This window comes from Paenibacillus polymyxa (assembly GCF_015710975.1).
Taxonomy (GTDB): Bacteria; Bacillota; Bacilli; order Paenibacillales; family Paenibacillaceae; genus Paenibacillus; species Paenibacillus polymyxa.
On the sequence record NZ_CP049783.1, the window covers coordinates 2,258,874 to 2,281,662 of the forward strand.

General features: G+C 50.4%; 22 protein-coding genes, 1 pseudogene and 1 riboswitch. Of the genes and pseudogenes, 22 read left to right on the top strand and 1 reads right to left on the bottom strand.

The features are described 5' to 3' along the window. Positions 1 to 48: 48 nt before the first annotated feature. From G7035_RS10180 to G7035_RS10255, 16 genes and pseudogenes are all read left to right on the top strand, one after another. The gene (locus tag G7035_RS10180) at positions 49 to 1,674 is read left to right on the top strand and encodes a spore germination protein (protein WP_016822789.1); all 1,626 of its coding nucleotides are present in this window, start codon (positions 49 to 51) and stop codon (positions 1,672 to 1,674) included. Next, complete coding sequence (locus G7035_RS10185) at positions 1,674 to 2,891, top strand: Ger(x)C family spore germination protein (RefSeq protein ID WP_019688876.1); 1,218 nt, start codon at positions 1,674 to 1,676, stop codon at positions 2,889 to 2,891. Before G7035_RS10180 ends, G7035_RS10185 begins: the two co-directional genes overlap by 1 nt. Further along, the gene (locus G7035_RS10190) at positions 2,884 to 3,108 is read left to right on the top strand and encodes a hypothetical protein (RefSeq protein WP_016822791.1); all 225 of its coding nucleotides are present in this window, start codon (positions 2,884 to 2,886) and stop codon (positions 3,106 to 3,108) included. Before G7035_RS10185 ends, G7035_RS10190 begins: the two co-directional genes overlap by 8 nt. Positions 3,109 to 3,151: 43 nt before the next feature. Then, positions 3,152 to 4,305, top strand: a pseudogene (locus G7035_RS10195) (GerAB/ArcD/ProY family transporter). Between the two features lie 101 nt (positions 4,306 to 4,406). After that, a complete protein-coding gene (locus tag G7035_RS10200; RefSeq protein WP_017428594.1) occupies positions 4,407 to 5,264 on the top strand; it encodes a uroporphyrinogen-III synthase in 858 nt (285 codons plus the stop codon). Positions 5,265 to 5,462: 198 nt separating this feature from the next. Further along, entirely contained in the window at positions 5,463 to 6,017 is a 555-nt protein-coding gene (locus G7035_RS10205) for an LOG family protein (protein WP_019688874.1), read from the top strand. A gap of 57 nt (positions 6,018 to 6,074) precedes the next feature. Further along, positions 6,075 to 6,260: riboswitch (cobalamin riboswitch) on the top strand. 309 nt (positions 6,261 to 6,569) lie between these two features. Then, complete coding sequence (gene cobJ, locus G7035_RS10210; protein ID WP_019688873.1) at positions 6,570 to 8,366, top strand: precorrin-3B C(17)-methyltransferase; 1,797 nt, start codon at positions 6,570 to 6,572, stop codon at positions 8,364 to 8,366. Between the two features lie 94 nt (positions 8,367 to 8,460). Next, positions 8,461 to 9,540, top strand: coding sequence for a sirohydrochlorin chelatase (locus G7035_RS10215; RefSeq protein ID WP_019688872.1), 1,080 nt, complete (start codon positions 8,461 to 8,463; stop codon positions 9,538 to 9,540). After that, entirely contained in the window at positions 9,537 to 10,316 is a 780-nt protein-coding gene (gene cobK / locus G7035_RS10220) for a precorrin-6A reductase (RefSeq protein ID WP_016822798.1), read from the top strand. Before G7035_RS10215 ends, cobK begins: the two co-directional genes overlap by 4 nt. Positions 10,317 to 10,481: 165 nt before the next feature. Further along, positions 10,482 to 11,126, top strand: coding sequence for a precorrin-8X methylmutase (locus tag G7035_RS10225; protein ID WP_013373522.1), 645 nt, complete (start codon positions 10,482 to 10,484; stop codon positions 11,124 to 11,126). 74 nt (positions 11,127 to 11,200) lie between these two features. After that, a complete protein-coding gene (locus tag G7035_RS10230; RefSeq protein WP_019688871.1) occupies positions 11,201 to 12,346 on the top strand; it encodes a cobalt-precorrin-5B (C(1))-methyltransferase in 1,146 nt (381 codons plus the stop codon). Continuing rightward, on the top strand, positions 12,339 to 13,595 hold the full coding sequence (gene cbiE, locus G7035_RS10235) for a precorrin-6y C5,15-methyltransferase (decarboxylating) subunit CbiE (protein WP_019688870.1): 1,257 nt from the start codon (positions 12,339 to 12,341) through the stop codon (positions 13,593 to 13,595). Before G7035_RS10230 ends, cbiE begins: the two co-directional genes overlap by 8 nt. A 29-nt stretch (positions 13,596 to 13,624) precedes the next feature. Next, positions 13,625 to 14,341, top strand: a complete 717-nt coding sequence (gene cobI / locus G7035_RS10240) for a precorrin-2 C(20)-methyltransferase (RefSeq protein ID WP_019688869.1) — start codon at positions 13,625 to 13,627, stop codon at positions 14,339 to 14,341. Next, positions 14,338 to 15,132 (top strand): precorrin-4 C(11)-methyltransferase, encoded by a 795-nt coding sequence (gene cobM / locus G7035_RS10245; protein WP_019688868.1) that lies wholly within the window; start codon positions 14,338 to 14,340, stop codon positions 15,130 to 15,132. The genes cobI and cobM overlap by 4 nt, the downstream gene beginning before the upstream one ends. Continuing rightward, positions 15,125 to 16,213: a cobalt-precorrin 5A hydrolase gene (locus tag G7035_RS10250; RefSeq protein WP_019688867.1), complete on the top strand. Its 1,089-nt coding sequence runs from the start codon at positions 15,125 to 15,127 to the stop codon at positions 16,211 to 16,213. Before cobM ends, G7035_RS10250 begins: the two co-directional genes overlap by 8 nt. Further along, positions 16,206 to 17,660: a cobyrinic acid a,c-diamide synthase CobB gene (locus tag G7035_RS10255; RefSeq protein WP_019688866.1), complete on the top strand. Its 1,455-nt coding sequence runs from the start codon at positions 16,206 to 16,208 to the stop codon at positions 17,658 to 17,660. The genes G7035_RS10250 and G7035_RS10255 overlap by 8 nt, the downstream gene beginning before the upstream one ends. Before the next feature lie 106 nt (positions 17,661 to 17,766). On the opposite strand, the gene G7035_RS10260 is transcribed toward G7035_RS10255, so the two are convergent. Then, a complete protein-coding gene (locus G7035_RS10260; RefSeq protein ID WP_016822806.1) occupies positions 17,767 to 18,216 on the bottom strand; it encodes an AbrB/MazE/SpoVT family DNA-binding domain-containing protein in 450 nt (149 codons plus the stop codon). A gap of 430 nt (positions 18,217 to 18,646) precedes the next feature. Here G7035_RS10260 and G7035_RS10265 point away from each other — a divergent pair, with 430 nt between their 5' ends. The 6 genes from G7035_RS10265 (at position 18,647) to G7035_RS10290 (ending at position 22,725) form a co-directional block, all read left to right on the top strand. Next, positions 18,647 to 19,285, top strand: coding sequence for a ThuA domain-containing protein (locus G7035_RS10265; protein ID WP_019688865.1), 639 nt, complete (start codon positions 18,647 to 18,649; stop codon positions 19,283 to 19,285). A gap of 103 nt (positions 19,286 to 19,388) precedes the next feature. Next, a complete protein-coding gene (locus tag G7035_RS10270; protein WP_016822808.1) occupies positions 19,389 to 19,748 on the top strand; it encodes a phasin family protein in 360 nt (119 codons plus the stop codon). Between the two features lies 1 nt (position 19,749). Beyond that, positions 19,750 to 21,420, top strand: a complete 1,671-nt coding sequence (locus G7035_RS10275) for an ABC1 kinase family protein (protein WP_019688864.1) — start codon at positions 19,750 to 19,752, stop codon at positions 21,418 to 21,420. 23 nt (positions 21,421 to 21,443) lie between these two features. After that, a complete protein-coding gene (locus G7035_RS10280; protein WP_019688863.1) occupies positions 21,444 to 22,016 on the top strand; it encodes a hypothetical protein in 573 nt (190 codons plus the stop codon). 64 nt (positions 22,017 to 22,080) lie between these two features. Continuing rightward, positions 22,081 to 22,320 carry a hypothetical protein gene (locus tag G7035_RS10285; RefSeq protein WP_016822811.1) on the top strand — a complete coding sequence of 80 codons (240 nt, stop codon included), beginning with the start codon at positions 22,081 to 22,083 and terminating at the stop codon, positions 22,318 to 22,320. Continuing rightward, positions 22,321 to 22,725: a PIN domain-containing protein gene (locus G7035_RS10290; RefSeq protein WP_019688862.1), complete on the top strand. Its 405-nt coding sequence runs from the start codon at positions 22,321 to 22,323 to the stop codon at positions 22,723 to 22,725. Positions 22,726 to 22,789 lie beyond the last annotated feature (64 nt).

Consider the following 22,789-nt stretch of genomic DNA (forward strand, 5'->3'; position numbering starts at 1 on the left):
TATATGTCATATTAACTGATCGGTTTATTCGTAAAGGGGGGACTAACGATGAAGAAAGGGCGCTTTCCCAAGCTGCCAAAGCTACCGTGGAGCCGGAGAGCGGTTCCAGCCGCTGAACGCAAAACACGAAATGCTCGTGTGCCCAAAGGGCTGCCTGAGTCTTCATGGCTGGAAGAGCCACTGCGCAGCAGTCTGGAAGACAATAGGGTCGCAATGCGTGATATTTTCAAGGAATGCTCTGATATCGTCTACCGAGAGCTCATGATTTCCCCTGAACGAAAAGGGTTGCTGGCATATTTCGAAGGCACGGTAAAATCAGAGGATTTGCAGGATCATATTTTGCGGCCTGTCATCTTGGGTATGATGCTCAAGGACCCTGAAGTGAACGGCAAATTGGAGCCGCTGGATGAGACTCGTATCTCCATGTCCCAGACCAAAACGATGGACGAATGGAAGCAGGTATCGGCAGCGATACTGGACGGCAATGCCGCTCTGTTCGTAGATGGAACGGCTCGTGCTTATATTTTCAGCGCCAAGGGAGGCGTTCGCCGTGGCGTGGAGGAGCCGCAGACCGAGGCTGTTATTCGTGGGCCACGTGAGGGTTTCACAGAGACACTTCGCGTGAATACGGCACTGCTACGATTCAAGCTGAAGACCTCCAAGCTCAAGATGCACAGCATGACCCTCGGAACAGAAACTCAAACGAGCGTCGTCCTTACCTATGTTGAAGGGATCATAGATCCGAAGCTGGTGGAGGATGTTAAAAAGCGCCTCAGCGATATTAAAATTGATGGTGTTCTGGAGACTGGATATATTGAGGAACTGATTGAGGATCACCCATATTCACCGTTTCCGCAAATGGAATACACCGAACGTCCCGATACCGTCACCGCGCAATTACTGGAAGGACGGTTTGCCATTTTTGTGGACGGCACGCCTTTTGCCCTGATTGGACCAGTCACGATGTGGCAAATGATGCAAGCGAGCGAAGATTATTACGAGCGCTTCTTCATCAGTAATATGGTGCGCTGGATTCGTTTTCTTTTTCTCATCATGGCTCTCTTTCTGCCAGCATTATATGTAGCGGTGACGACCTATCATCATGATATGCTGCCGACGACACTCATATTGAGTATTGCGGCGGCTCGGGAATCCATCCCTTTTCCAGCCCTGGTGGAAGCATTGATGATGGAAATTTCCTTTGAGGCGCTGCGAGAAGCTGGGATTCGTCTCCCCAAAACGGTTGGTCAGGCCGTCAGTATCCTTGGGGCGCTCGTTATTGGTCAGGCCGCAGTACAGGCAGGAATCGTATCGGCGCCAATAGTTATTGTTGTGTCGCTCACAGGTATTGCCTCGTTTACCATACCGCGTTTTAATTTTGCCATTACGGTTCGTCTGCTGCGATTTCCAATCATGCTGATGGCTGGTTTATTTGGCTTGTTTGGCATCATTATTGCGACAACGCTGATTGCTACGCACCTAACCAAGCTAACATCGTTTGGTGTCCCTTATATGAGTGGATATAGCCCGTACAACCATATGGATCAAAAGGATATTATCGTCCGTGCACCTTGGTGGAAAATGACCAAACGTCCTTCATGGATTGGTAAGGACAACAACAAACGAGCGAAGAAAGAGATGAACGGATCGCCTAAAACCGAGGAGGGATGGTGATGAAGCCCACATCAAATACACAGCAAATACGTAAAGCAGCTGTACTTTGTTGTCTACTGCTTTGTTCTATTCTTTTGGGAGGATGTTGGGATCGCCGTGAAGTGAATGATGTGGCCTTTGTGATGGGTACCGGACTGGATAAGGAAGGCGATCAATACCGGGTAACGATGCAAATTGCTCTGCCCGGACAGCTCGGATCTTCGGGCAGCACAGGAGGAGGGGGGGGTACCAGTGGTACGAAGTCCTACTACCTGGAGTCCAAAACAGGTCCAAGCTTCCGGGGAGCAAGTACTGAGGAACAGCGAGAGGTTTCGCGAACACTGAATTATTCTCATCGACGGGTGCTGCTGCTCGGGGAGACGCTAGCCCGAGAAGGAATTAGCAAAATGATGGATGTCATTGCACGTATTCCGCAGAACCGCCTGTCTTCCCTTGTTGTTATTACAAAGGGGTCAGCGATGGAAATGCTTCAGGCAGATGCTCCGATTGAGCAATATCCAGCGGAAATGGTGCGTGAGCTCAACTTTTCCTATATGAAGAAACCTCGTTCCGTTAAATTGCTGATGAATTCCGTCCTGCTGGAAGGCATTGATCCGGTAGTGCCGGTAATGTCTCTGGTGAAGAATGGGCCTGATAGTCTTAAAGACAAGAAGACAAATATTCAGGTCGATGGACTGGCTGTCTTTCGCCAAGACAGATTAACAGGGATTATTGATAACCACCTCAGTCGGTTTCTGCTGTTGGGTATGGAGCAAGCCAAAGAAACAGAAATTTTTATCCCCCCTCCCAAAGGTAGAGGCTATATATCTGTGCATCTCATCGAAAATAAAGTTCATATCGAGCCTTTTATTCGGGGGGACGAAATTCGAATGACGGTTCATATGAACTGCAATGGGAATGTGAAGGAAAATGAGACGAGCTTCGATATTTCCAGGGAGGAGAATTTGAAGTGGCTGGAGCAGCAAACGGTCGAGGAAATTAAGAGGGAGCTGGGAGAGGCTGTTCATGTGATTCAGCAAAAGTATCATTCAGACGTGCTTGGCCTGGGCCGGGCTATTATTACGAATCACCCGGATGAGTGGAAACGGATTAAACCTCAGTGGGAGCAATTGTATCCCAAGGTGGAGGTCACCATAGATCCGGTCGTGCATATTGAGAATATCGGGGCGGTCACCAAGCCATTCGGGGTCAAAAAGGAGCAAATCCAGAATGAATAAAGTATTTCTATTACCTTTATTGCTGGCTATGATCTTCATGTATCTGATTGACCGTAAACGTATTAGCAATGCACCTGCCGTCAATCGCTGGGTCTCCCGCGTATTGTATGTCATTAGCATTGGCATCTGGATTTATGGCACATCGACGAAGAGCACTGTTTATGTGGCTACTTGGCTGACCCGCTTTATTGACATGTGGCTCCCCCCTACGTTGTAAATCGTGTAATGGATGCCTGCGGGCAAAAGGAGGATGTACCTGCATGAAACAGTTCACAACCAGACAAATTGTGCTGCTTAGTGTATTGATGGAGGTCGGTATTACCCTTATACATGCTCCGGCGCAGGCAGCAGATCACGCGAATCAGCATGCCTACTGGACCTGTGCAATTGCGGCCATCGTGCTATGCTTGCCGATCTGGGCGATGTTGAAACTCAAGCGGCGTTTCCCTGATCAGGATCTGATGGAGGCGATGGTAAGCTCTCACCCTGTGCTGGGACGTATGGTGCTTGCAGTCTATTTCATTTTATTCCTGATCATTTTTGCGCGGGATTTGAGGATTATTACCGATCTGGTGGAGGTGGTGCTTTTGCCGCTGACTCCGATTGTGATCGTATCTCTTATTGTGCTGTTGACTCTGGCATTTATGGTTAAAGGGGGATAAGTACCCTCGTCAATATGACCGAGATTTTTGTACCGTTGTTGATTGTGACGTTGTTGACTATGCCGCTTTTTTTTGGACGTAATATGGATTTTTCGATGCTGAGACCCTATTTACATCCGGAAGTAGAAGGAGTTATTAAAGGCAGTTGGCGGATGCTAGGTTATATGGCCGATATCATGATGGTTCCCTTTGTGATTTCTGGGAAGAGCTATAATGGACGTAGTGCGTGGTTGGGGCATTTACTCGGAACCGCTATTATAATCATGCTGGTGTTGCTGTCGGAGTTGGTGATTGGAGTTCCTATCTTGTCACGACTGTTTTATCCATCGTATGAACTGGTGCGTCAGTTGCAACTAACGGACTTCCTGGATCGGTTCGACTTGTTCGTGGCAGCACTGACCGTACCAGCCTTTCTTACGAAGATTGGAATTGATCTGTACGTTACCAGTTTGGCGGTAAAGCGCATGTTTGCCCATGTCTGGGGGAGTCTGATGGTTTGGCCCTTAGGTTTGTTAGGTTATGTCTGTTCGTTTATGCTGTTCTCCAACATCGTACAAATTTATGATTTCAGCCGGGAATGGACTGCGGTGATGGTCATCTTTTTTGTATTCATGCCCTTCTTGCTGTGGATGTTGCTCCGACCCAAATTTAAAGGGAGAGGTGATGATGATTCATCATCTGGCAGGGAGAGGGATAGAAGTGATCAGAAAGAAGGTCAGCAGGAAAGCGAAACAGGACACGCCCACTTATAAGATTACTGTATTTATCGAAAAAGTAATTCTTATTTGTCTTTTGCCTCTCTGATTGTATACTTGGTAGAAAGAAATACGACATCTACAAGGGAGGCAACAGCATGGCACAACGCATGGCAGGTAAGAGAGTCGCTCTTGCCGGTCCCCGTAAAGCAGAAGAAATGGCGTTGCTAGTTATGAAGATGGGGGGCGAGCCAGTAGAACGCCCGGCCCAGGGGACTGTTTTTCTGGATGATATCGAGCTGCGCAACGCTGTTGTATCGTGGGTGAAGAACCCTCCGGACTGGTACATCTTCACGACAGGTATGGGACTGGATGCTCTGTTCGATATGGCAGAGGATATGGGCGTGGCCGAGCAGATTATAGAGTTGCTGCAATCCTCCAACATTGCAGCACGGGGCTACAAGACGGTCAATGGACTCAAAAAGCGTGGCTTTACGCCAGCAGTACGGGACGAGGACGGAAGTTTGATCGGATTGACACGGGCTTTTGCCCCATATGATCTGAAGGGGAAGGAAGTACTGTTGCAACTGCATGGAGACCCGGCCCCTCGGTTGGTAGAGTGGCTGGATGAGCAAGGCGCAGTGACCCGCCAAGTACTTCCTTATAAGCATATCCCACCTGAAGAAGCAAAATTGCAGGCGCTACTAGATGATGTTATAAACCGTACGATTGATGCCGTTACGTTCACGAGTGGTCCGCAAATTCGATTTTTGGCCCAATATGCCAGAAAGCAAAATCGAATGGAGGATTTACTGGAAGCCTTTCGTGAAGATGTCATTGCTGTATCGGTAGGCAAGGTGACTGCACAATCCATTTTGGAAGAAGGGATTGAACGAGTCGTATTTCCAACTGAAGAGCGCATGGGTGCGATGATGGTGGAACTGGGCAAATATTTCGAACATAGCGATTCGGTACATGGCTGTGGTCTGAAGAGCGTGAACGGTCATTTGAAATGAGCTAGAACTGATAAATGCAGTAAGCTAAAAATGAACTTATATTTACTAATACAGAGTAAAATAGAGATAAGGGCCTACGAGGTCTTTATCTTTTTTTGTTGGACATGCATCGCAAAGTTTTTTGTAATAGCGAAAATATTTATCTAATATAATGAATAAGTTTCGATGCATGATATGAGGACAGGAGCTGAGACGTTTATGAATTCTATTTGTGTATTTGCAGGGTCCAGACCTGGACATTCATCGGTATATGTTGAGGCGGCAGGCAAGCTGGGTGAAGCTATGGCTCGCCAGCATATCCGTTTAATTTATGGTGGCTCCAGCAGAGGGCTGATGGGTAAGGTGGCGGATGGACTGTTGGCGGGTGAAGGTCAGGTCACCGGCATTATGCCCACCCTGTTATTCGATGCAGAGATCATTCATCGGGGAGTTACCGAGTTTATTGAGGTAGCAAGCATGCATGAACGTAAAGCGGCGATGAGCGAGATGGCCGATGCGTTTATAGCCCTTCCGGGAGGCTTGGGAACCTTTGAGGAGCTGTTCGAGGTATTGTGCTGGGCGCAAATCGGTATACATCGCAAGCCCATTGGGCTGCTGAATGTGAATGGATATTTTGACCCGTTGGTAGAAATGGTACGTCATAGCGTGCAGGAAGGGTTTACCGGAGCTGATCATCCAGCGCTACTGAGTATATCTGCGGACCCGGATGAACTGCTGCATATGTTGAAAAATAAAGCAGATAACTTGAAATAAAGCTTTTTTCGTGCTTGCACAACTGATTGAGGCAAGGTTATGATAAGACCCATAATCAAATAGCGGACAGACAAGGTGCCTTTGCGGTTGAGCAAAGGGTAACAGGGAATCGGGTGCAAGTCCCGAGCGGTCCCGCCACTGTAAGGAAGAGGGTTCTTTTAAATGGTCACTCGTACAAAACGGGGAAGACGAGAGAATCCGTTGATGCCAAGCCAGGAGACCTACCTTGATCTGTATGCACCGTTAACCTTCGCGGAGAGGATGGGTGTACGAAATCAGGAAATCAGGCACACGTTGCTTTTTCCATGTTGGTTACAGGTTTGCGTGGATATGAACGTGCAGCAGCGTTTGAAGCGTAAACAAAACAGATGGAAAACAACGGCAGATAGGAGGAAGACAAGAACTGTCTTCTTACGCTGTTTCGTCTGGTGAGAGAGATACGTACATAGGAACCCCATCCGGGCAGGATGGGGTTTTTTTGAGTTAAAGGATGCCACAAATTATTGAAATAGATAGTATAGCTGCCCTGAAAAGGATGATAGGAGGAGCACGATGAGCCCATTAGGAAAATTGCTGGTGATTGGATTTGGACCAGGAGATATGGAACATATCACAAAACGGGCGTTGGATGCGCTGGCCGAAAGTGAGGTCATTATCGGCTACAATACCTACGTTGATTTGATCCGTCCGTTGTTGAACGGACAGGAGATTGTACGCACAGGGATGACAGAAGAAGTGAGCCGTGCGCAGGAGGCGGTTCGCCAAGCAGAGATGGGTAAGAAGGTAGCCGTCATTTCCAGTGGAGATGCTGGGGTCTATGGCATGGCAGGGCTGGTGTACGAAGTGCTGATGCAAAAAGGCTGGCGTCGCGAGGACGGGGTTGAGGTAGAAGTTGTGCCGGGGATCTCGGCTATTCAATCCTGTGCTTCGTTGTTGGGAGCGCCGGTTATGCATGATGCTTGCACAATCAGTCTGAGTGATCATCTGACCCCGTGGGAAACGATCGTGAAGCGTGTAGAAGCTGCGGCTTCGGCTGATTTTGTGATTGCCTTATACAACCCGCGCAGTGGTCGACGTACCCGCCAGATTGTGGAGACGCAGTCCATTTTGCTCCGTTACCGTGATCCGCAAACTCCAGTTGGACTGGTGAAGAGTGCTTATCGTGAACGTCAGCAGGTTATTGTAACGACGCTGGAAGATATGCTGAACCATGATATCGGGATGCTGACGACCGTAATCATCGGCAATTCCTCGACGACAGTGTATGACGGGTTAATCGTGACTCCGCGCGGCTATCAGCGCAAATACACGCTGGACGCGACCGAGCAAGTGCTCAAACCGCATCAGCGGCTTCGCACGGAAGCGGAGCCGTGGTCGCTGGGCGCGCAAGAGGATCGCGCGCTGGATACACCGCAGGGAGGTGGAGCTCTGACTGCGTCTCCCGAGCCTTCCGCGAGCAGCGCTGCGGTTGCCACGCAGGCACGCCCGCAAGCGATGGCTACCGTGCAGGCTGCGCCCGCGAAGCCAACCGGAGCGGCTCCAGCATCGCTGGCAGCAGAGGCACTAAGCCGCCTAGCTGTCGGCGGCAAGCTGCCGGGCGAAGCCAATGCTCGCTGGAGCGGGCAAGCGCCTACCGCCCAGAGCGCCGTCGGAACAGCAACGGTGGCTACGACTGGGAAGGCGTCAGGCGGCTTTGGCAAGCCTGCGCTGTTTGAGGTGGGGGTTTCCCCTGGCGTGGGAAACAAGAAGTTCACTGCTCGGCAGATGGCATTGCTCGCCGAGGTAGCGGGTGATGATGGCGAGCTGGAATACACGCCAGATCATCAGATCGTGCTGCGCGTGCCGTGCGCAGACCCCGAGGAACTGGTCGGACGGCTTCGGGATGAACGATTCATTGTCATGCCGATCGGCGATGTGTTTAAGGTGAAGGCCTGCGACTTCTGCAATATGGAGAAAGATGATGCGGTGCCTGTGGCTGAGCATCTACAGGTTGTACTTGGCGGATTACAGGCACCCAAGGAAACGAGTATTGCTTTGAATGGATGCGGCATGGCTTGCTATGGAGCGGTGCTGGAGGATATCGGAATCGTCTATCGCAAGGGAGGATACGATCTTTTCCTTGGTGGCAAAAAATTTGGCCGAAATGCTCATGCCGCTCAGCCCGTAGCGGAAGGAATTCCTGGTGATCAGATTACGGATATCGTGGAGAACATTATTGCTGAATATAAGGAAAAAGGGCATCCGAACGAGCGTTTTCATAAATTCTTTAAACGTGTAGGCATCGTTGCGGGTTTCCGGCATGAAGATGCACCAGCAACAGTAGAAGTTAACGCGGTTTGTGGTGATTAAGTGGGTTGGTAGGCTTGATGAACAGGATACAAGCATATATATAAAATAGGGCGTCATGTAGGCTATCCCTATCAATGAGGAGGAAAACACAGCAGTGGATGCAATATTGTTGGTTGGACATGGAAGTCGGGACCCAGAGGGTAATCAGGAACTACTGGAATTTGCGCAAGCGGTGGCAGATCGGGCGCCAGGTACGTGTGTAGAAACCTGTTTTCTGGAGTTGGCACGCCCAAGTATTGCCGAAGGAGTACAGGCGTGTGTGGACAAAGGGGCGACACGTGTCGTTTTTATTCCGATTATTTTGTTCGCAGCAGTGCATGCCAAAATTGATATTCCGAAGGCAATCGACCGGGCAAAGGCAAAATACCCGCAGGTGGAATTTGTATACGGACGTCCGATTGGCGTTCACGAAAAAATCGTTAGCATACTGCTTAACCGCTTGAAAGAGGCCCGCCCTGTTGCAGTTCCAGCAGGGATAAATAGCGCTGTAGAGGCATCTACCGAGGTGTCTGACGAGGAAACAGCGGTACTTGTATTAGGACGCGGAAGCAGCGATCCAGATGCGAACAGTGACTTTTTCAAAATCACTCGTATGCTGTGGGAGAAGCTTTCTTATACGTGGGTAGAAAGCAGCTTTATCGGTGTGACGCAGCCTTCTTTTCCCGATGGCCTAGAGCGTTGTGTACGATTGGGGGCCAAAAAGATTATCGTGCTTCCGTATTTTCTATTCACAGGTGTGCTGATTAAGCGCATTGGAGAAATGACTCAGGAATTCGCCGAGGCTCACCCTGCATTACAAGTGGAAATGGGCGGATATTTTGGCTTCCATCCTCAATTAGTTGAGCTGGTGCTGGAGCGAGCTAACGAAGGCTTGTTCGGCAAGGTTACGGCTAATTGCGATAACTGCCAGTTCCGTCTGGAAGCGCAGGAGCATCACCATCATCACCACGACCATGATCACGACCATGACCACGATCACCATCACGACCATGATCATGACCATCACCATCACCACCATCATGCACATGAGCATGATCACCATCACGAGCACCATACACACAGCCACGCTCACGATCATGCGCATGTCCATGCTCACAGCCATAATGACCATGATCACGATCATTCACATGCGCCGTCTGTAGTGAACGTAACCGGGCAGGTGAATGGCTCATGATTTTTATGCTATGCGGAACGAGCGATGCAAGGGAATTGGCGCTGCAAATCCGTGACACCGGCTTTAACGTATTAACTTCGGTCGTAACCGAAAGCGCGGCGGCCAGCTTGTCCGAAGCAGGGCTGGACGTACGTACAGGCCGAATGACAGCCAATGAAATGGGTGCAATGATTCGGGAGAAGGGGATACAGGCCGTTGTTGATGCCAGTCATCCTTTTGCAGAAGAAGCACATGCGAATGCGATGACAGCTGCTCGCGAGTCTGGAGTTCCTTATATTCGCTACGAGCGGACGGGACTGGTGTATGACAATCATCCATTGCTCCATATTGTGTCTTCTTATGAAGAGGCCGCATTAATTGCTAAGCAACTCAAAGGCTCTGTCATGCTTACGACGGGCAGTAAGACGCTCGGCACATTCACCAAGCATCTACTCGGAGACCCGGAGATTCGTCTGGTTGCACGTATGTTGCCGCGCCTCGACAATATGGAGAAATGCGGCGAACTGGGGATGGAGCAAAAAAATATTATTGCCATGCAGGGGCCCTTTTCCCGTGAGATGAACGAAGCATTGTACAAGCACTTTGGTACAACCGTGATGGTCACCAAGGAAAGCGGACGCACGGGAGCAGTGGATGAGAAGGTTCAATCTGCTCTGGATCTGGGTATTCACGTCATTTTGATTTCCAGACCGGAAGTAGAGTTTGGTACGGTATTTGATCATTTCGACGGAGTAATTGATACATTGCGCACAGCAACAGGGAAGATTTCCATTTGAGTTGGTTCAAGTCCCTACGGGTTCAGTTAATCCATAACGACTGCTGGCATGTATCTAAAATATAGTCATCTTAAAATGCGTGTTTTAATAGAAATATCTGTTGTTTTAATACACGAGCAGTTATTTTTCCTAAACTAATTTTCCATAAGGGAGTGGGTCGATACCATGGACTTTAAAACAGACTTTAAACCGCTAACGGTACAGCCGCAGGAGATTGAGGGTAAAAGCTTCGCAATGATCACAGAAGAATTGGGAGAGCATCCATTTACAGCTGAACAATATCCTGTCGTACAGCGTGTCATTCATGCATCTGCTGATTTTGAGTTGGGCCGCAGCATGGTATTTCATCCAAAAGCCATTGAAGCCGGAATTGCAGCTATTCGCGCAGGACAGCCGGTGGTGGCAGATGTGCAGATGATTCAGGCGGGGTTGAGCAAGGATCGCATCCGTCAATTTGGCGGGGATGTTCATGTGTACATATCTGACCCGGACGTGATGGAAGAAGCCAAAAGGCTGAACACGACACGTGCCATTATTTCGATGCGCAAAGCGATTCAGGCGGGCGAAGGTGGAATCTATGCGATTGGTAATGCGCCGACAGCGTTGCTGGAGCTGATTCGTCTGGTGAAAGAAGGAGCGGCTAAGCCTGGACTAGTGATTGGTATGCCCGTAGGTTTTGTATCGGCGGCAGAATCCAAGGACGAGCTACGCAAGCTGGATATTCCGTTCATTACGAATATTGGACGCAAGGGCGGCAGCACGATTGTCGTAGCAGCATTGAATGCAATCTCCTTAATGGCTGTCCGCTAGATGCGGTTGTTCGTTTGCTGTATCATGAAATGAATTAGAGCATGATCAGCAGAAGAGGTTAAGGAGGAATTGGCATGGAAAAGGAAGCGACGTCCGCCGACAGGCCCAAACGGATGAAAAGTGGTGAAGCTCCCGCGCCGGACAAGCCGATGCGGTCAGGCTTTACGACGGGGGCCTGTGCGGCTGCAGTAGCCAAAGGAGCGGTACAACTGCTCATTACGGGCATAGCGCCGAAGGAAGCGGTGATATCGCTGCCCGCGGGCTTCGATCATGCATTTGAACTGATCGAGCCTGTGTTGGATGCGGACGAAGCTTCCTGCACGACGATCAAGGACGGTGGCGATGACCCGGATGCCACGCATCAGGCGAGAATTAGCGCCTCTGTTAGCTGGCGTGAGGAGCCGGGTATTGAGCTGGACGGCGGCGTCGGCGTCGGGCGGGTAACGAAGCCCGGTCTGCCTGTGCCTGTCGGACAAGCCGCGATCAATCCGGTGCCGCGCCGGATGATTACGGAGGCCGTATCTGGCGTGCTTGAGGAGCACGGATCGGCCAAGGGTGTCCGTGTCGTCATCAGTGTGCCGGACGGCGAGGAAATCGCCAAGAAAACGCTGAACGGGCGACTTGGCATTCTTGGCGGTATTTCCATACTGGGCACACGCGGTGTAGTCGTTCCGTTCTCCACGTCTGCTTATAAAGCCAGCGTGGTGCAGGCTATATCGGTTGCACAAGCGATGAACTGCGAGGAAATTGTCCTGACCACAGGCGGCAGCAGTGAAAAATATGCAATGCAAATGTACGATCAGCTGACGGAAGAAGCCTTTATTCAGATGGGCGACTTTGTCGGCTTTGCAGTCAAGCATGGCAAACGATTGGGAATGAAGAAGATTATTCTCGTCGGTATGCCCGGCAAGCTGTCGAAGGTTGCTCAGGGTGTCATGATGGTTCACTCCAAGAGCGCTCCGGTGGATTTTGGATTTCTGGCCCAGGTTGCGCGTGAGGCAGGTGTGGACGAGTCGCTTGCAACGGCAGTAGCTGAGGCGAATACAGCTACGCAGGTGGCGGATATGATGACCGAAGCGAATGCGCTGAGCTTTTTTGAAAAGTTATGTACCTATGGGTGTCAGCATTGTCTGGAGCATGCAGGTGGTGGAATCACCGTGGAAATGGTACTGGTAACGCTGAAAGGGAACGTGCTGGGGAGGGCGAGAGTCGGTGAGTAGAGTAATTCGTGTCATTGGTATCGGTGAAAATGGAGCGGCAGGTCTGTCGCAGGAGACGCTGGAACAAATCGAGCGTGCCGACCTGCTGGTTGGTGGTGAGCGCCAGCTAGCCTTTTTCGAGGCAGCCGCAGGAGAAAAACGAACATTAAAGAGCGGCTTATCCGCCGTGGTGGAAGAATTGGGACGGTTGCGTGAGCACAAGGATATTGTCGTGCTTGCGTCAGGCGATCCGCTTTTTTTTGGAATTGCAGGTTATTTGTCTGCCAAGCTGGGGGCTGAACACTTGGATATTTTACCCCATCTCAGTTCGGTTCAACTGGCGTTTGCACGTCTCGGTGAAAGCTGGCAGGATGCGGTGCTGGAAAGTGTGCATGGTCGTCCGATGACCGGACTGGCGCAGCGGATCGATGGACAGAACAAGATCGCGCTGCTGACGGATGACCGCAATCATCCCGCCGCGGTTGCCGCTTATCTGCTGCATTTTGGCATGACGGAATATGATGCCTTTGTCGGCGAGCATTTGGGAGGACCAGATGAGACGTATCGGCATTATACGCTGGAAGAGATGGCGCAGGGAACCTTCCAACCCCTGAACGTGGTTGTTTTGCGCCGCCGTAAGGGAGAAGACATGCCAGCGATTCGCCGGGGATTTGGCTTCGAGGATGCGGAATTTCACCAGCGCAAGCCGGAAAAAGGGCTGATCACGAAGCGTGAAGTGCGCGTATTTAGCTTGTCCGAGCTGCGATTGACCGAGCGAAGCATCGTATGGGACATCGGCGCAGGCTCCGGTTCTGTTGCTGTGGAATGTGCGCGGCTGGCCAAGTACGGGCAAGTGTTTGCCATTGAGAAGAATGAAGGCGATCTGGCCAATGTGGAAGCGAACAAGGTCAAATTCCGCACTGATTTTCCAGTGATCCATGCCAAAGCACCTGCCGGATTGGACGAGCTGCCAGACCCGGATGCCGTGTTTATCGGAGGGAGTGGAGGAGAACTGGCAGAACTGATTCGTCTGTGCGCTTCCCGTCTGCGTAAGGATGGGCGAATTGTAGTGAATGCTGCAACCATTGAGACGCTACATGACGGTATGAAGGCGATGCAAGCCGCAGGACTCGAAACCTCGGTGACGTTACTGCAAACAGCGCGTAGCAAGCCGATTTTGAATATGACTCGTTTTGACGGACTCAATCCGATATATGTTATTACAGGACAGCCGCCGGTAGACGTGGCTGACGGAGCAGCAGAGGAGTAAGCTGGTAAATCAAGAGGGGGAGAGACAGCATGAATACGGCGGCAGTAGGAACACTTTACGGCGTAGGCGTGGGGCCGGGTGATCCCGAGCTGATCACGGTCAAGGCGTACCGGATGATTCAGGAATGTGAAGTTGTGGCATATCCGAAGAAGCGCCGGGGAGGCAAATCGTATGCTCACGAGATTGTGGAATTATACGTTAACCCGGAGGAAAAGGAGATGTTGGGACTCATTTTTCCAATGACCAAAGACCCGGTTGTACTGGAGCGGGAGTGGAACAAAACGGTAGTTGCTTGCTGGGAAGCTCTGAGTCAGGGCAAGGATGTAGCCTTTGTCACAGAGGGAGACCCTAATCTGTACAGTACCTTTATTCACTTGGCGCGTCTTATGAAGGATCTTCATCCCGAGGTGCCGATTGTATCTATTCCGGGCATCTCTTCTGTATTGGGAGCAGCGGCAGCGCTGGAATTGCCTTTGGCAGACGGAGACCAACAGGTAGGTATTATTCCGGCTACGGAGGATCGGGCAGCGATGAAGCGGGCCATTGAGAATCACGATACAGTCGTATTTATCAAGGTCGCCAAGGTACTGGATTTGATTTTGGATGTGCTGGACGAGCTCAATCTTGGCGATCGTGCCTCTGTCATTACCAAAGTTACGTCTCCTTATGAAATGGTATGGCACAACGCCCGTGAGCTGCGCGGACAGGAGCTTGAATATTTGAGTTTAATGGTGGTGAGCAAATGACGTTGGAGCCAAAGGTATATATCGTAGGAGCAGGCCCTGGTGACCCGGAGTTGATTACGGTCAAAGGCTCCCGGATTCTACGTACGGCAGATGTGGTGTTGTACACGGATTCACTAGTGAACAATGAGCTGATTGCTACGGCTAAGCCGGAGGCACAGGTACTGCAAAGCTCAGGCATGGATTTGGAGCGGCAGGTCGAGATTATGAGCGAGGCTGTGCAGGCTGGGCGCAGTGTAGCCCGTGTACATACAGGTGATCCGGCAGTATACGGTGCGATTTTGGAGCAAATGGTGCTGCTGAAGCAGCGCGGAGTAGCCTACGAAATCGTACCGGGCGTCAGCTCGGTCTTTGCTTCTGCGGCCGTGCTGGGTGCAGAGCTAACCGTGCCTGACTTGACGCAGACGGTCATTCTGACGCGTGCCGAAGGCCGTACACCTGTACCGGATCGTGAAAAGCTGCGTGATCTGGCATCCCATCACTGTACAGTGGCGCTGTTCCTCAGTGCAACGCTGGCGAAGAAGGTAGTCGTTGAATTTTTGGCGGCTGGCTGGAGCGAAGACACGCCTGTAGCCGTTGTGCAGCGCGCAACTTGGCCGGACCAAAAAATCGTGCGCACGACGCTTGCCCAATTACCAACCGATCTGCGCGCAGCGGGCATAACGATGCATGCCATGATTTTGGCAGGCTGGGCGCTCGACCCGGGGTTGGTGGACAAGGACGCACATCGTTCCAAGTTATATGACAAGTCGTTCACCCACGGCTACCGAAAGGGAGTGAAGCCTGGTGAGTAATCCATTTGCCGCTGTGGCGATCACGAAGCATGGAGTCGAGATGGTCCGCAATTTGGGAGCCAGCTTTCCGGGTACGGATGTGTATTACATGTCCAAGTTTGAGCGTGGAGACGAGCAGGAGCGTGGCATTCAATTGTTCGAAGGTTCGGTCAAACTGATTTTGCCGGATTTATTCAAACAATATAACGGTATTATTTTATTTATTTCCCTCGGTGCGGTGGTTCGTATGATTGCACCGATTTTGGTGGATAAAAAGGTAGACCCAGCCGTGGTCGTCATTGATGATCGCGGAGAACATGTCATTAGCGTACTGTCTGGGCATTTGGGCGGCGCAAATGAATTGACCCGTCATGTAGCCGCTGTACTGGGGGCACGTGCGGTAATCACGACTGCATCGGACGTGCAGGGCACGATTCCAGTGGATATGTTGGGTCGGGAATTGGGTTGGGTGGTCGATAGCTTCGATAAGGCCACGCCTGTGAGCGCCGCTGTTGTGAACGAGGAGCCCGTTGTACTCATACAAGAGACAGGCGAACGGAACTGGTGGCGCTATGACAAGCCAGTACCTGCACATATCAAGGTATATGCCTCAATGGCGGAAGCGGCACAAGAACCGTTCAACGCCGCGTTGGTCGTAAGTGACCGTTTGTTGGAGCCTGAGGAAGAGGAGAGGTTTCTTTCTAATGGCGTGCTGTATCGTCCTAAAAGCTTGGTGCTTGGCATTGGCTGCAATCGGGGAACTGCATTGGAGGAGCTGGAGGCTGGGGTGCTGAACACCTTGCAAGAGCTGCGTTTGTCTGTAAAAAGCGTACGGAATATTGCTACGATTGATCTGAAAAAGGATGAAGAGGGCTTGTTTGCCCTCTGCGCCAAATACGGCTGGGAGCTGGTGACGTACACTCCGTCAGAGCTGAACACGGTGCAGCTTCCCAATCCATCGGAAACTGTCTTCAAATACACTGGCGCCTATGGGGTCAGCGAACCATCAGCCCTGTTGTCTTCCGGTGCGGACCATTGGCTGCTGGAGAAGAAAAAAAGCGGAAATATGACGTTGTCTGTAGCGCGGGTTTCCTATGACTGACGATATGAAGCAGGCTATACAGCCAGACTCGTCTGCCACGGCACGCAGAAGTCGTATCGTTGTCGCCGGTACGGGCAGCGGCGCGGGCAAAACGACTGTGACTCTCGGGCTGATGAAGGCGTTCGCCGACAGCGGCCTGCGAGTGCAGGGGTTTAAGTGCGGTCCGGATTATATTGATCCGACCTATCATACGGCCGCGACCGGAACGCCTTCCCGTAATCTCGATTCCTGGATGACCTCGCCGGATACGGTGCGTGAAACCTTTATCCGCGCATCCGAAGGCGCAGATATCTCCGTGATTGAAGGCGTCATGGGGCTATATGACGGCAAGGACCCGCTCAGCAATATTGGCTCGACCGCCGAAATCGCCATGCTGACGGATAGCCCGGTATTGCTGGTCGTCGACGTGCGCAGCATGGCACGCAGCGCGGCCGCAATCGTGCTTGGCTTTCAGCGTTTGGAGCCCAAGCTGCGCATTGTGGGTGTAATCGTAAATCGCTGCGGTAGCCAGGGGCATTACGGCATAGTCAAAAGGGCAATCGAGCAGGAATGCGGCATCCCTGTGCTCGGCTGGTTAAAGCGCGATGACGGGCTGGATATTCCCGAGCGTCATCTGGGCCTGGTGCCTGCTGTAGAACGCGGCGAGCTGGAGCCGCTCTTCCAACGGGCGGCAGAGCTGATTCGCGCGGGTACGGATCTGGATGCAATCCGGGCATTGGCGGATTCGGCTCCGCCGCTCAGTCTGCCCGAGCACCCATTATTTCCTCCAGATCAGCCTCCCACAGCAGGACATGAAGTCGAGACTGGGGAACGTCCCATCATTGCTGTCGCCAGAGATGCGGCGTTCAATTTCTACTACCCCGAAAATATGGATTTGCTGCGCCAAGCGGGAGCAGAGATTGTCTATTTTAGTCCGCTGGCGGGAGAACGCGTCCCTGAGCACGCCAACGGCCTATATCTGGGCGGCGGCTTTCCCGAGGAGTTTGCGGCAGATATCGCTGCCAATACGGGCTTTCTGCAAGATATCCGCAACGCAGTGAGCCGGGATATGCCTGTATTCGCCGAGTGCGGTGGTTATATGATACTGGCCCGGACACTTACGGATCGGGCGGGTCACGCCCACCACATGGCCGGGGTGATCCCTTCGGACGTTCGCATGCAGGAGAAGCGGGCTGCATTGGGATACCGGGAAGCAACCGCATTGCATGATTGCTTGCTGCTGGAGGCTGGAGAGACGATTCGTGGACATGAATTTCATTATTCGGTCATGAGCTATGATGAATCTGCCGCCCCCTATCCCTTTGCCTATCAAACTAAAGGGATGCGTGGACTTCAGAGCGAAGGTTATGCCAAAGGGAACCTCTTGGCAGCCTACACACACATCCATCTCGCTTCTCTACCCAAGGCAGCAGCACGCTGGGTTGAAAAATGCCGAGCTTACGACTAAAACACAAAAAAGCCGGGTCCCTATAGGGTCCGGCTGTTCTAAATATAAAGAGAATTAAATCTTACATAACATGGAAGCGTATACATTGTTTTTTTGGGCGATTCGCCTACATGAGCTTTTTCAGTTGGGAAATCCTTCCCTGACTCACGCCAAGCATGGAAGCGAGTTGTTTTTGTGAAGATGCTGGATGTTCTTCCATAAGCTCTCTCATTTTCTCCAAAATAACATCCGTGCGCTGATAAATCTTTTTCATATGCATATTTTGCTTCAGTGGAGGTGACTGGGTTTCAGTCGCTGTGACCGGAAGTAAATCTTCCGTTTTCATCGAGGTGGCACATGCATCGCAGATAAACTGATCTTTAAAATAGGTGTTGGTATCAACCGAACCGCAAAATATACAATTAGTTGATTTGTACTTACGGAGCATGAGTGTTTGGTCTTCAATAAAAAACTCTAATGGATCGCCGATGTCAATCTCCATCGTCATGCGCAACTCTTTAGGAAGCACAATTCGTCCCAAGCTGTCCAAGGGCCGGGTCATTCCAGTCCTTTTCATTCATGCAACCTCCCCAGTGTTTTAAGATTTATAGAATGTATAAGCTTTGAGGCAATTCTTATCAATTCTATAACCGCAAGCATAGATTTCTTACGAAAAGCGGCCCTTCATTGCTATTCATGCATGGACGCACTTTTTTTCTTACGAGTATACCATAAACGGGCGGAATCGCCAGCGTTCATGTTTATAAATTTATAATTAGTTTATTCCGAGCGAACATATATGCTATAATCTTCTGCTAAAGGATTTAATAGGCCGTCTGTAGAATTATTTATATATACCGTAGCTTGGACAACGATGGCGGTGTTATGGGAAATAGATGAGGGCCAAAGGATTTTTTCTGAGCGTTTTGACCCCACAAACAAGAGACCGTTGGTACGGGACCCGCCTTTAAAGTCCTTATATACAAGTCAGGCAAGGAGGATTTATGATGGAAAAAAGAAAAGCATTGCTGCTAGGAGATTATTCATATCCGGAGTTTCACCCGCTACAAGGGGTGGACGAAGAGATTAGTCATATTTTACAAGATTGGATGACGGTTCAATGCAGTGAGAATCGTAAAATGCTGCTCAAGGAAAATCTAGCTTCATTTGATCTATGCATCTCGTATTGTGATAGCCGTAAGGAGGTTCTGTCTCCTCAACAAACAGCAGGACTGCTGTCCTACGTCAGCGGCGGAGGTGGACTGCTTGTGCTGCATAACGGAATCACATTGCAAGGACGTTATGAAATTGCACAGCTCATGGGAGCGCGTTTCCTGCGGCATCCGTCAGCGGAGCAGCTTTCCTTCAAGGTAACAGAGTCGGATCATCCGATTATGGAAGGAATCGAGCCGTTCGAGATTCAAGAGGAGCCGTATCGTTTTGATTTTGATCCATTCACTGAAAAAACACTGTTAATGGAATACGAGTATGAGGGTCAGTGGTGGCCAGCTGCATGGTCATTGTCCTATGGCTTGGGCAGAGTCGTCTACCTGATGCCTGGACATAATCAGCCAAGTTTCCAGCACGAGGGATACCGTAAGCTACTGCTTCAGGCTGCTAAGTGGGCCGGACGCTTTCCAGGTTAAGTATAATCATTCATTCCAACCAGTGTGGGGGGAGCTGCGAACTTTATGCGGCTCCCCTTTTCAGGTTATACTATAGGTAATCACAGGTAGGGGAGGATATATTATGAGCGATTTGTTCAAAAAAGCCATCTCATTGGGGTGGGGCCTCACCGTTGTCAGCAAAGAAAAGGTGGAGAAAGCCGTCGAGGATCTTGTAAACCGTGGAGAACTTGCGCCCTCGGAATCCAAAGCGCTGGTCGATCGTCTGATCGAACGGGGGGCAGAGGAGCAGGGACAATTCAAAACCATGATCCGCGAGCAGGTTAGCCGCATTTTGCAGGAGCTGGAAGTACCTACCGAAAATGATGTCACAAGTTTGGAGCAGCGTGTGGCATTGTTGGAAAAAAAGGTAGCGGAGCTGGAAAAAGAAAAGGCGGCGCTTACGGGTTCGAGTGACGCTGAAGAAGCGAACCGGTTGGATTAAAATGGCCGTTCGCATGAAGCACGCCGGTCGTTACCGGGAAATTGCCATGGCGCTGGCGCGTCATGGCTTTGGCTATATGGTGGAAGAAATGGGACTGTTCCAGCTGCTATCCCTGCCCCGCAAGTGGCTAACGAGAGAAACCCCCGAGTCCAAAACCTTAGGTGAACGGATTCGGCTTGTGCTGGAGGACCTGGGGCCTGCATTCATCAAGCTTGGACAGTTGGCAAGTACACGTGCTGACCTGCTGCCAGAGCCTATTATTCGCGAACTGGTTAAGCTCCAGGATCAGGTACCGCCTTTTTCGCCTGACACGGCGCGTGGCATTCTGGAACAGGAGCTGGATACGTCATTAGAGGACATACTGGTTCGTTTTGACGATGATCCGCTGGCGGCTGCTTCGATCGGGCAAGTGCATCTGGGCAAGCTGCACAGCGGCGAAATGGTCGCGATTAAAATCCAGCGTCCAGGCGTTAATCGCATCATCCGACGGGATTTGGACATTTTACGGGAACTGACCGCAATGGCAGCCAAGCGCTGGGAATGGGTGGAGCGTTATCAGCTTCGCCAGATGGTGGAAGAGCTGGGGAGATCGCTCATTCAGGAGCTGGATTACAACCATGAAGCTCGTAACACGGAAAAGATTGCGCTCCAGTTTGAGCAGGACCCACATATCTATATTCCGAAAATATACTGGGACCATACTTCCTCACGTATATTGACCATGGAGTTTCTGGACGGAACTCACTTAGGGAGTCGTGAAGAGTTATTGCGCCGTGGTTATAACTTGAAAGAACTGGCGCAGCGGCTGGTCAACAGCATGCTGCATCAAATTTTTATAGAGGGCTTTTTTCATGCCGATCCCCATCCGGGGAATTTGCTCGTCCTGAATAATGGAAGCCTCGCTTATCTGGACTTTGGCATGGCGGGAAGGCTAAGCGAAGAAATGAAGAATCATCTCGCTTCTCTCATGATCGCCCTGATGCGCAAAAATACCGATGCTATGGTTCGCGCCATCGAACGACTAGGGCTGGTCGAACCGGATACTGACCTGAATGCACTGCGAGCCGATCTGGACAAAATACGCGAAGATTACGCGGACGTTCCTTTCTCACAGGTCAGCATTGGCGATGCCTTGAACGACCTGTTCGGCGCAGCACAGCGCCATCGGATTGGTTTGCCGTCAGACGTTCTGCTGCTGGGCAAGGCGCTGCTGACACTGGAAGGGGTCGTAGAGCATCTGGACCCTGATCTCAGCATTATTGCTTTGGCCGAGCCTTTTGGCAATAAGCTGCTGAAGGAACGCTTCAGCGGCCGCCGTATTCGGGGCAAGCTGTTGGGGGGTGCAACCGAGCTGGTGGAGACGCTGATGGAACTGCCGAGACAGACGAGGCATCTGGCCTCAATTATCAGCAAGGGTAAGCTTAAACTGGAAGTTACTGTACCAGAGCTGGAACAGCTTTTGCGCAAGCTGGATCAGATCAGCAATCGCCTGTCATTCAGTATTGTGCTGTTAGCATTCAGCATTATTATGGTCGGGCTGATTATCGGTTCATCGCTAAATCACCAGGCGACCATGCTGTGGAACGTACCTGCGATTGAAATTGGTTTTGTTGTAGCGCTCTTGATGGTTGCCTTTTTACTATATTCAATTTTTAAATCAGGAAGATTCTAGATATCGACAACAAAGGAGGCGTCATGGACACTCATAAGATGAACACTGTCTCAATGAATACTCTTCAAATTACAGATGTACCGTGGCACCGCCTGACTACTCCTTATGGTAGGGGCACGGACCTGCCGCATTTGATATCCAATAGGGAGTATGCAGCCATCGCTGATCTGATAGAGCATCAAGGTACATTGTGGCAGGTTACCCCATGGGCGCTACTATTCTTATTGCGGAATATGCATGCGAGAAGCCCGGAGGATATCACGCTGAGTGAGTTGGATTTGTACCATACGGTTGTTCAAGCATTGGACATGGAAAATCTACAAGCGGACTCACAGAAGTCTGTAGAATCCTTGACTATGCTGCTAGAAGAAAAATATTTATGGCCGGTAGACAGCGCTCCAGAAGATGATGAAGTGGAGTGGGAAGAGGAAGAAGCACGTGGCTATGATCCGGTAGCTTTTTGGAGCTATTATGTCTATAGCTGTCGGTTACTAAAGCAAGCGCTGCCTGATTTTGAGAGTTTGCTCCAGCGCTATGCGGACTCAGAGATTGCTGAATCCCTATCAGAGCTTGTGCAGAAATTACGAAAATTTTAAATATAAGAAAACGAATCAAACAAGCTATGATCGGAAACTAATCTTTTGCTAAGGAGTGATTTTAGTGGCAAAAAAATTAACGGATATACATCGAATACGTCTCCTAAGTCTCCTTCGTGATATTGGGTTTGAACCATCAAAAGTTACTATTGAGAACAAACAAGGGGAAACGGAGGTCATTGATTTAGAGTCTCCGTTACCCAAAGGGTTGCAAGCTGTTCTGAATTCCCGAGGTAGCCTGAGCAAGGAACAGTTGCTTGAGATCGAGGAGAGTGTTAAGCAATCCAGGGAGGATTGGGATTAGATGGGGTATTTATTTGATACGAATGCAGCTATTGCCCTTCATAGACTTGATACATCCTTGGATAAAGTAATACAACAAGCAGAGAAAGATAAAGAGAATATTTTCTTTTCTGTTATAACTCAGTCCGAGTTTATAGCTGGATTGTCCACTGAAACAGACTTAGGCTCGATACCTTTTCTTGGCGGGGAATTTATTGAAGTTAATTCAGAGATCGCAATTAAAGCGGGTCGTATCAGAAGAGAGCAAAAGGATAAGTTTGCAAGAAGGCTTAAGACCCCAGATGCTCTGATTCTTGCGACAGCTATTATAAACCAATTGGTATTGGTTACGGCGGATCAGGATCTACAGTTCGCAGAATCAGAGTATGAAGTTAAGGTGATAAACTTTAGTAGGTTGGAATCTTAGAATTACGAAAATTTTAAATATAAGAAAACGAATTAGATCAAGAAAACGTGCGATATTTCAAGTA

Bases quoted from the DNA above. Each gene is read 5' to 3' on its own strand.
- G7035_RS10180 (WP_016822789.1), top strand. From the start codon at position 49: ATGAAGAAAGGGCGCTTTCCCAAGCTGCCAAAGCTACCGTGGAGCCGG.
- G7035_RS10185 (WP_019688876.1), top strand. From the start codon at position 1,674: ATGAAGCCCACATCAAATACACAGCAAATACGTAAAGCAGCTGTACTT.
- G7035_RS10190 (WP_016822791.1), top strand. From the start codon at position 2,884: ATGAATAAAGTATTTCTATTACCTTTATTGCTGGCTATGATCTTCATG.
- G7035_RS10200 (WP_017428594.1), top strand. From the start codon at position 4,407: ATGGCACAACGCATGGCAGGTAAGAGAGTCGCTCTTGCCGGTCCCCGT.
- G7035_RS10205 (WP_019688874.1), top strand. From the start codon at position 5,463: ATGAATTCTATTTGTGTATTTGCAGGGTCCAGACCTGGACATTCATCG.
- cobJ (WP_019688873.1), top strand. From the start codon at position 6,570: ATGAGCCCATTAGGAAAATTGCTGGTGATTGGATTTGGACCAGGAGAT.
- cobK (WP_016822798.1), top strand. From the start codon at position 9,537: ATGATTTTTATGCTATGCGGAACGAGCGATGCAAGGGAATTGGCGCTG.
- G7035_RS10225 (WP_013373522.1), top strand. From the start codon at position 10,482: ATGGACTTTAAAACAGACTTTAAACCGCTAACGGTACAGCCGCAGGAG.
- G7035_RS10230 (WP_019688871.1), top strand. From the start codon at position 11,201: ATGGAAAAGGAAGCGACGTCCGCCGACAGGCCCAAACGGATGAAAAGT.
- cobI (WP_019688869.1), top strand. From the start codon at position 13,625: ATGAATACGGCGGCAGTAGGAACACTTTACGGCGTAGGCGTGGGGCCG.
- cobM (WP_019688868.1), top strand. From the start codon at position 14,338: ATGACGTTGGAGCCAAAGGTATATATCGTAGGAGCAGGCCCTGGTGAC.
- G7035_RS10255 (WP_019688866.1), top strand. From the start codon at position 16,206: ATGACTGACGATATGAAGCAGGCTATACAGCCAGACTCGTCTGCCACG.
- G7035_RS10260 (WP_016822806.1), bottom strand. From the start codon at position 18,216: ATGAAAAGGACTGGAATGACCCGGCCCTTGGACAGCTTGGGACGAATT.
- G7035_RS10265 (WP_019688865.1), top strand. From the start codon at position 18,647: ATGGAAAAAAGAAAAGCATTGCTGCTAGGAGATTATTCATATCCGGAG.
- G7035_RS10270 (WP_016822808.1), top strand. From the start codon at position 19,389: ATGAGCGATTTGTTCAAAAAAGCCATCTCATTGGGGTGGGGCCTCACC.
- G7035_RS10275 (WP_019688864.1), top strand. From the start codon at position 19,750: ATGGCCGTTCGCATGAAGCACGCCGGTCGTTACCGGGAAATTGCCATG.
- G7035_RS10280 (WP_019688863.1), top strand. From the start codon at position 21,444: ATGGACACTCATAAGATGAACACTGTCTCAATGAATACTCTTCAAATT.
- G7035_RS10290 (WP_019688862.1), top strand. From the start codon at position 22,321: ATGGGGTATTTATTTGATACGAATGCAGCTATTGCCCTTCATAGACTT.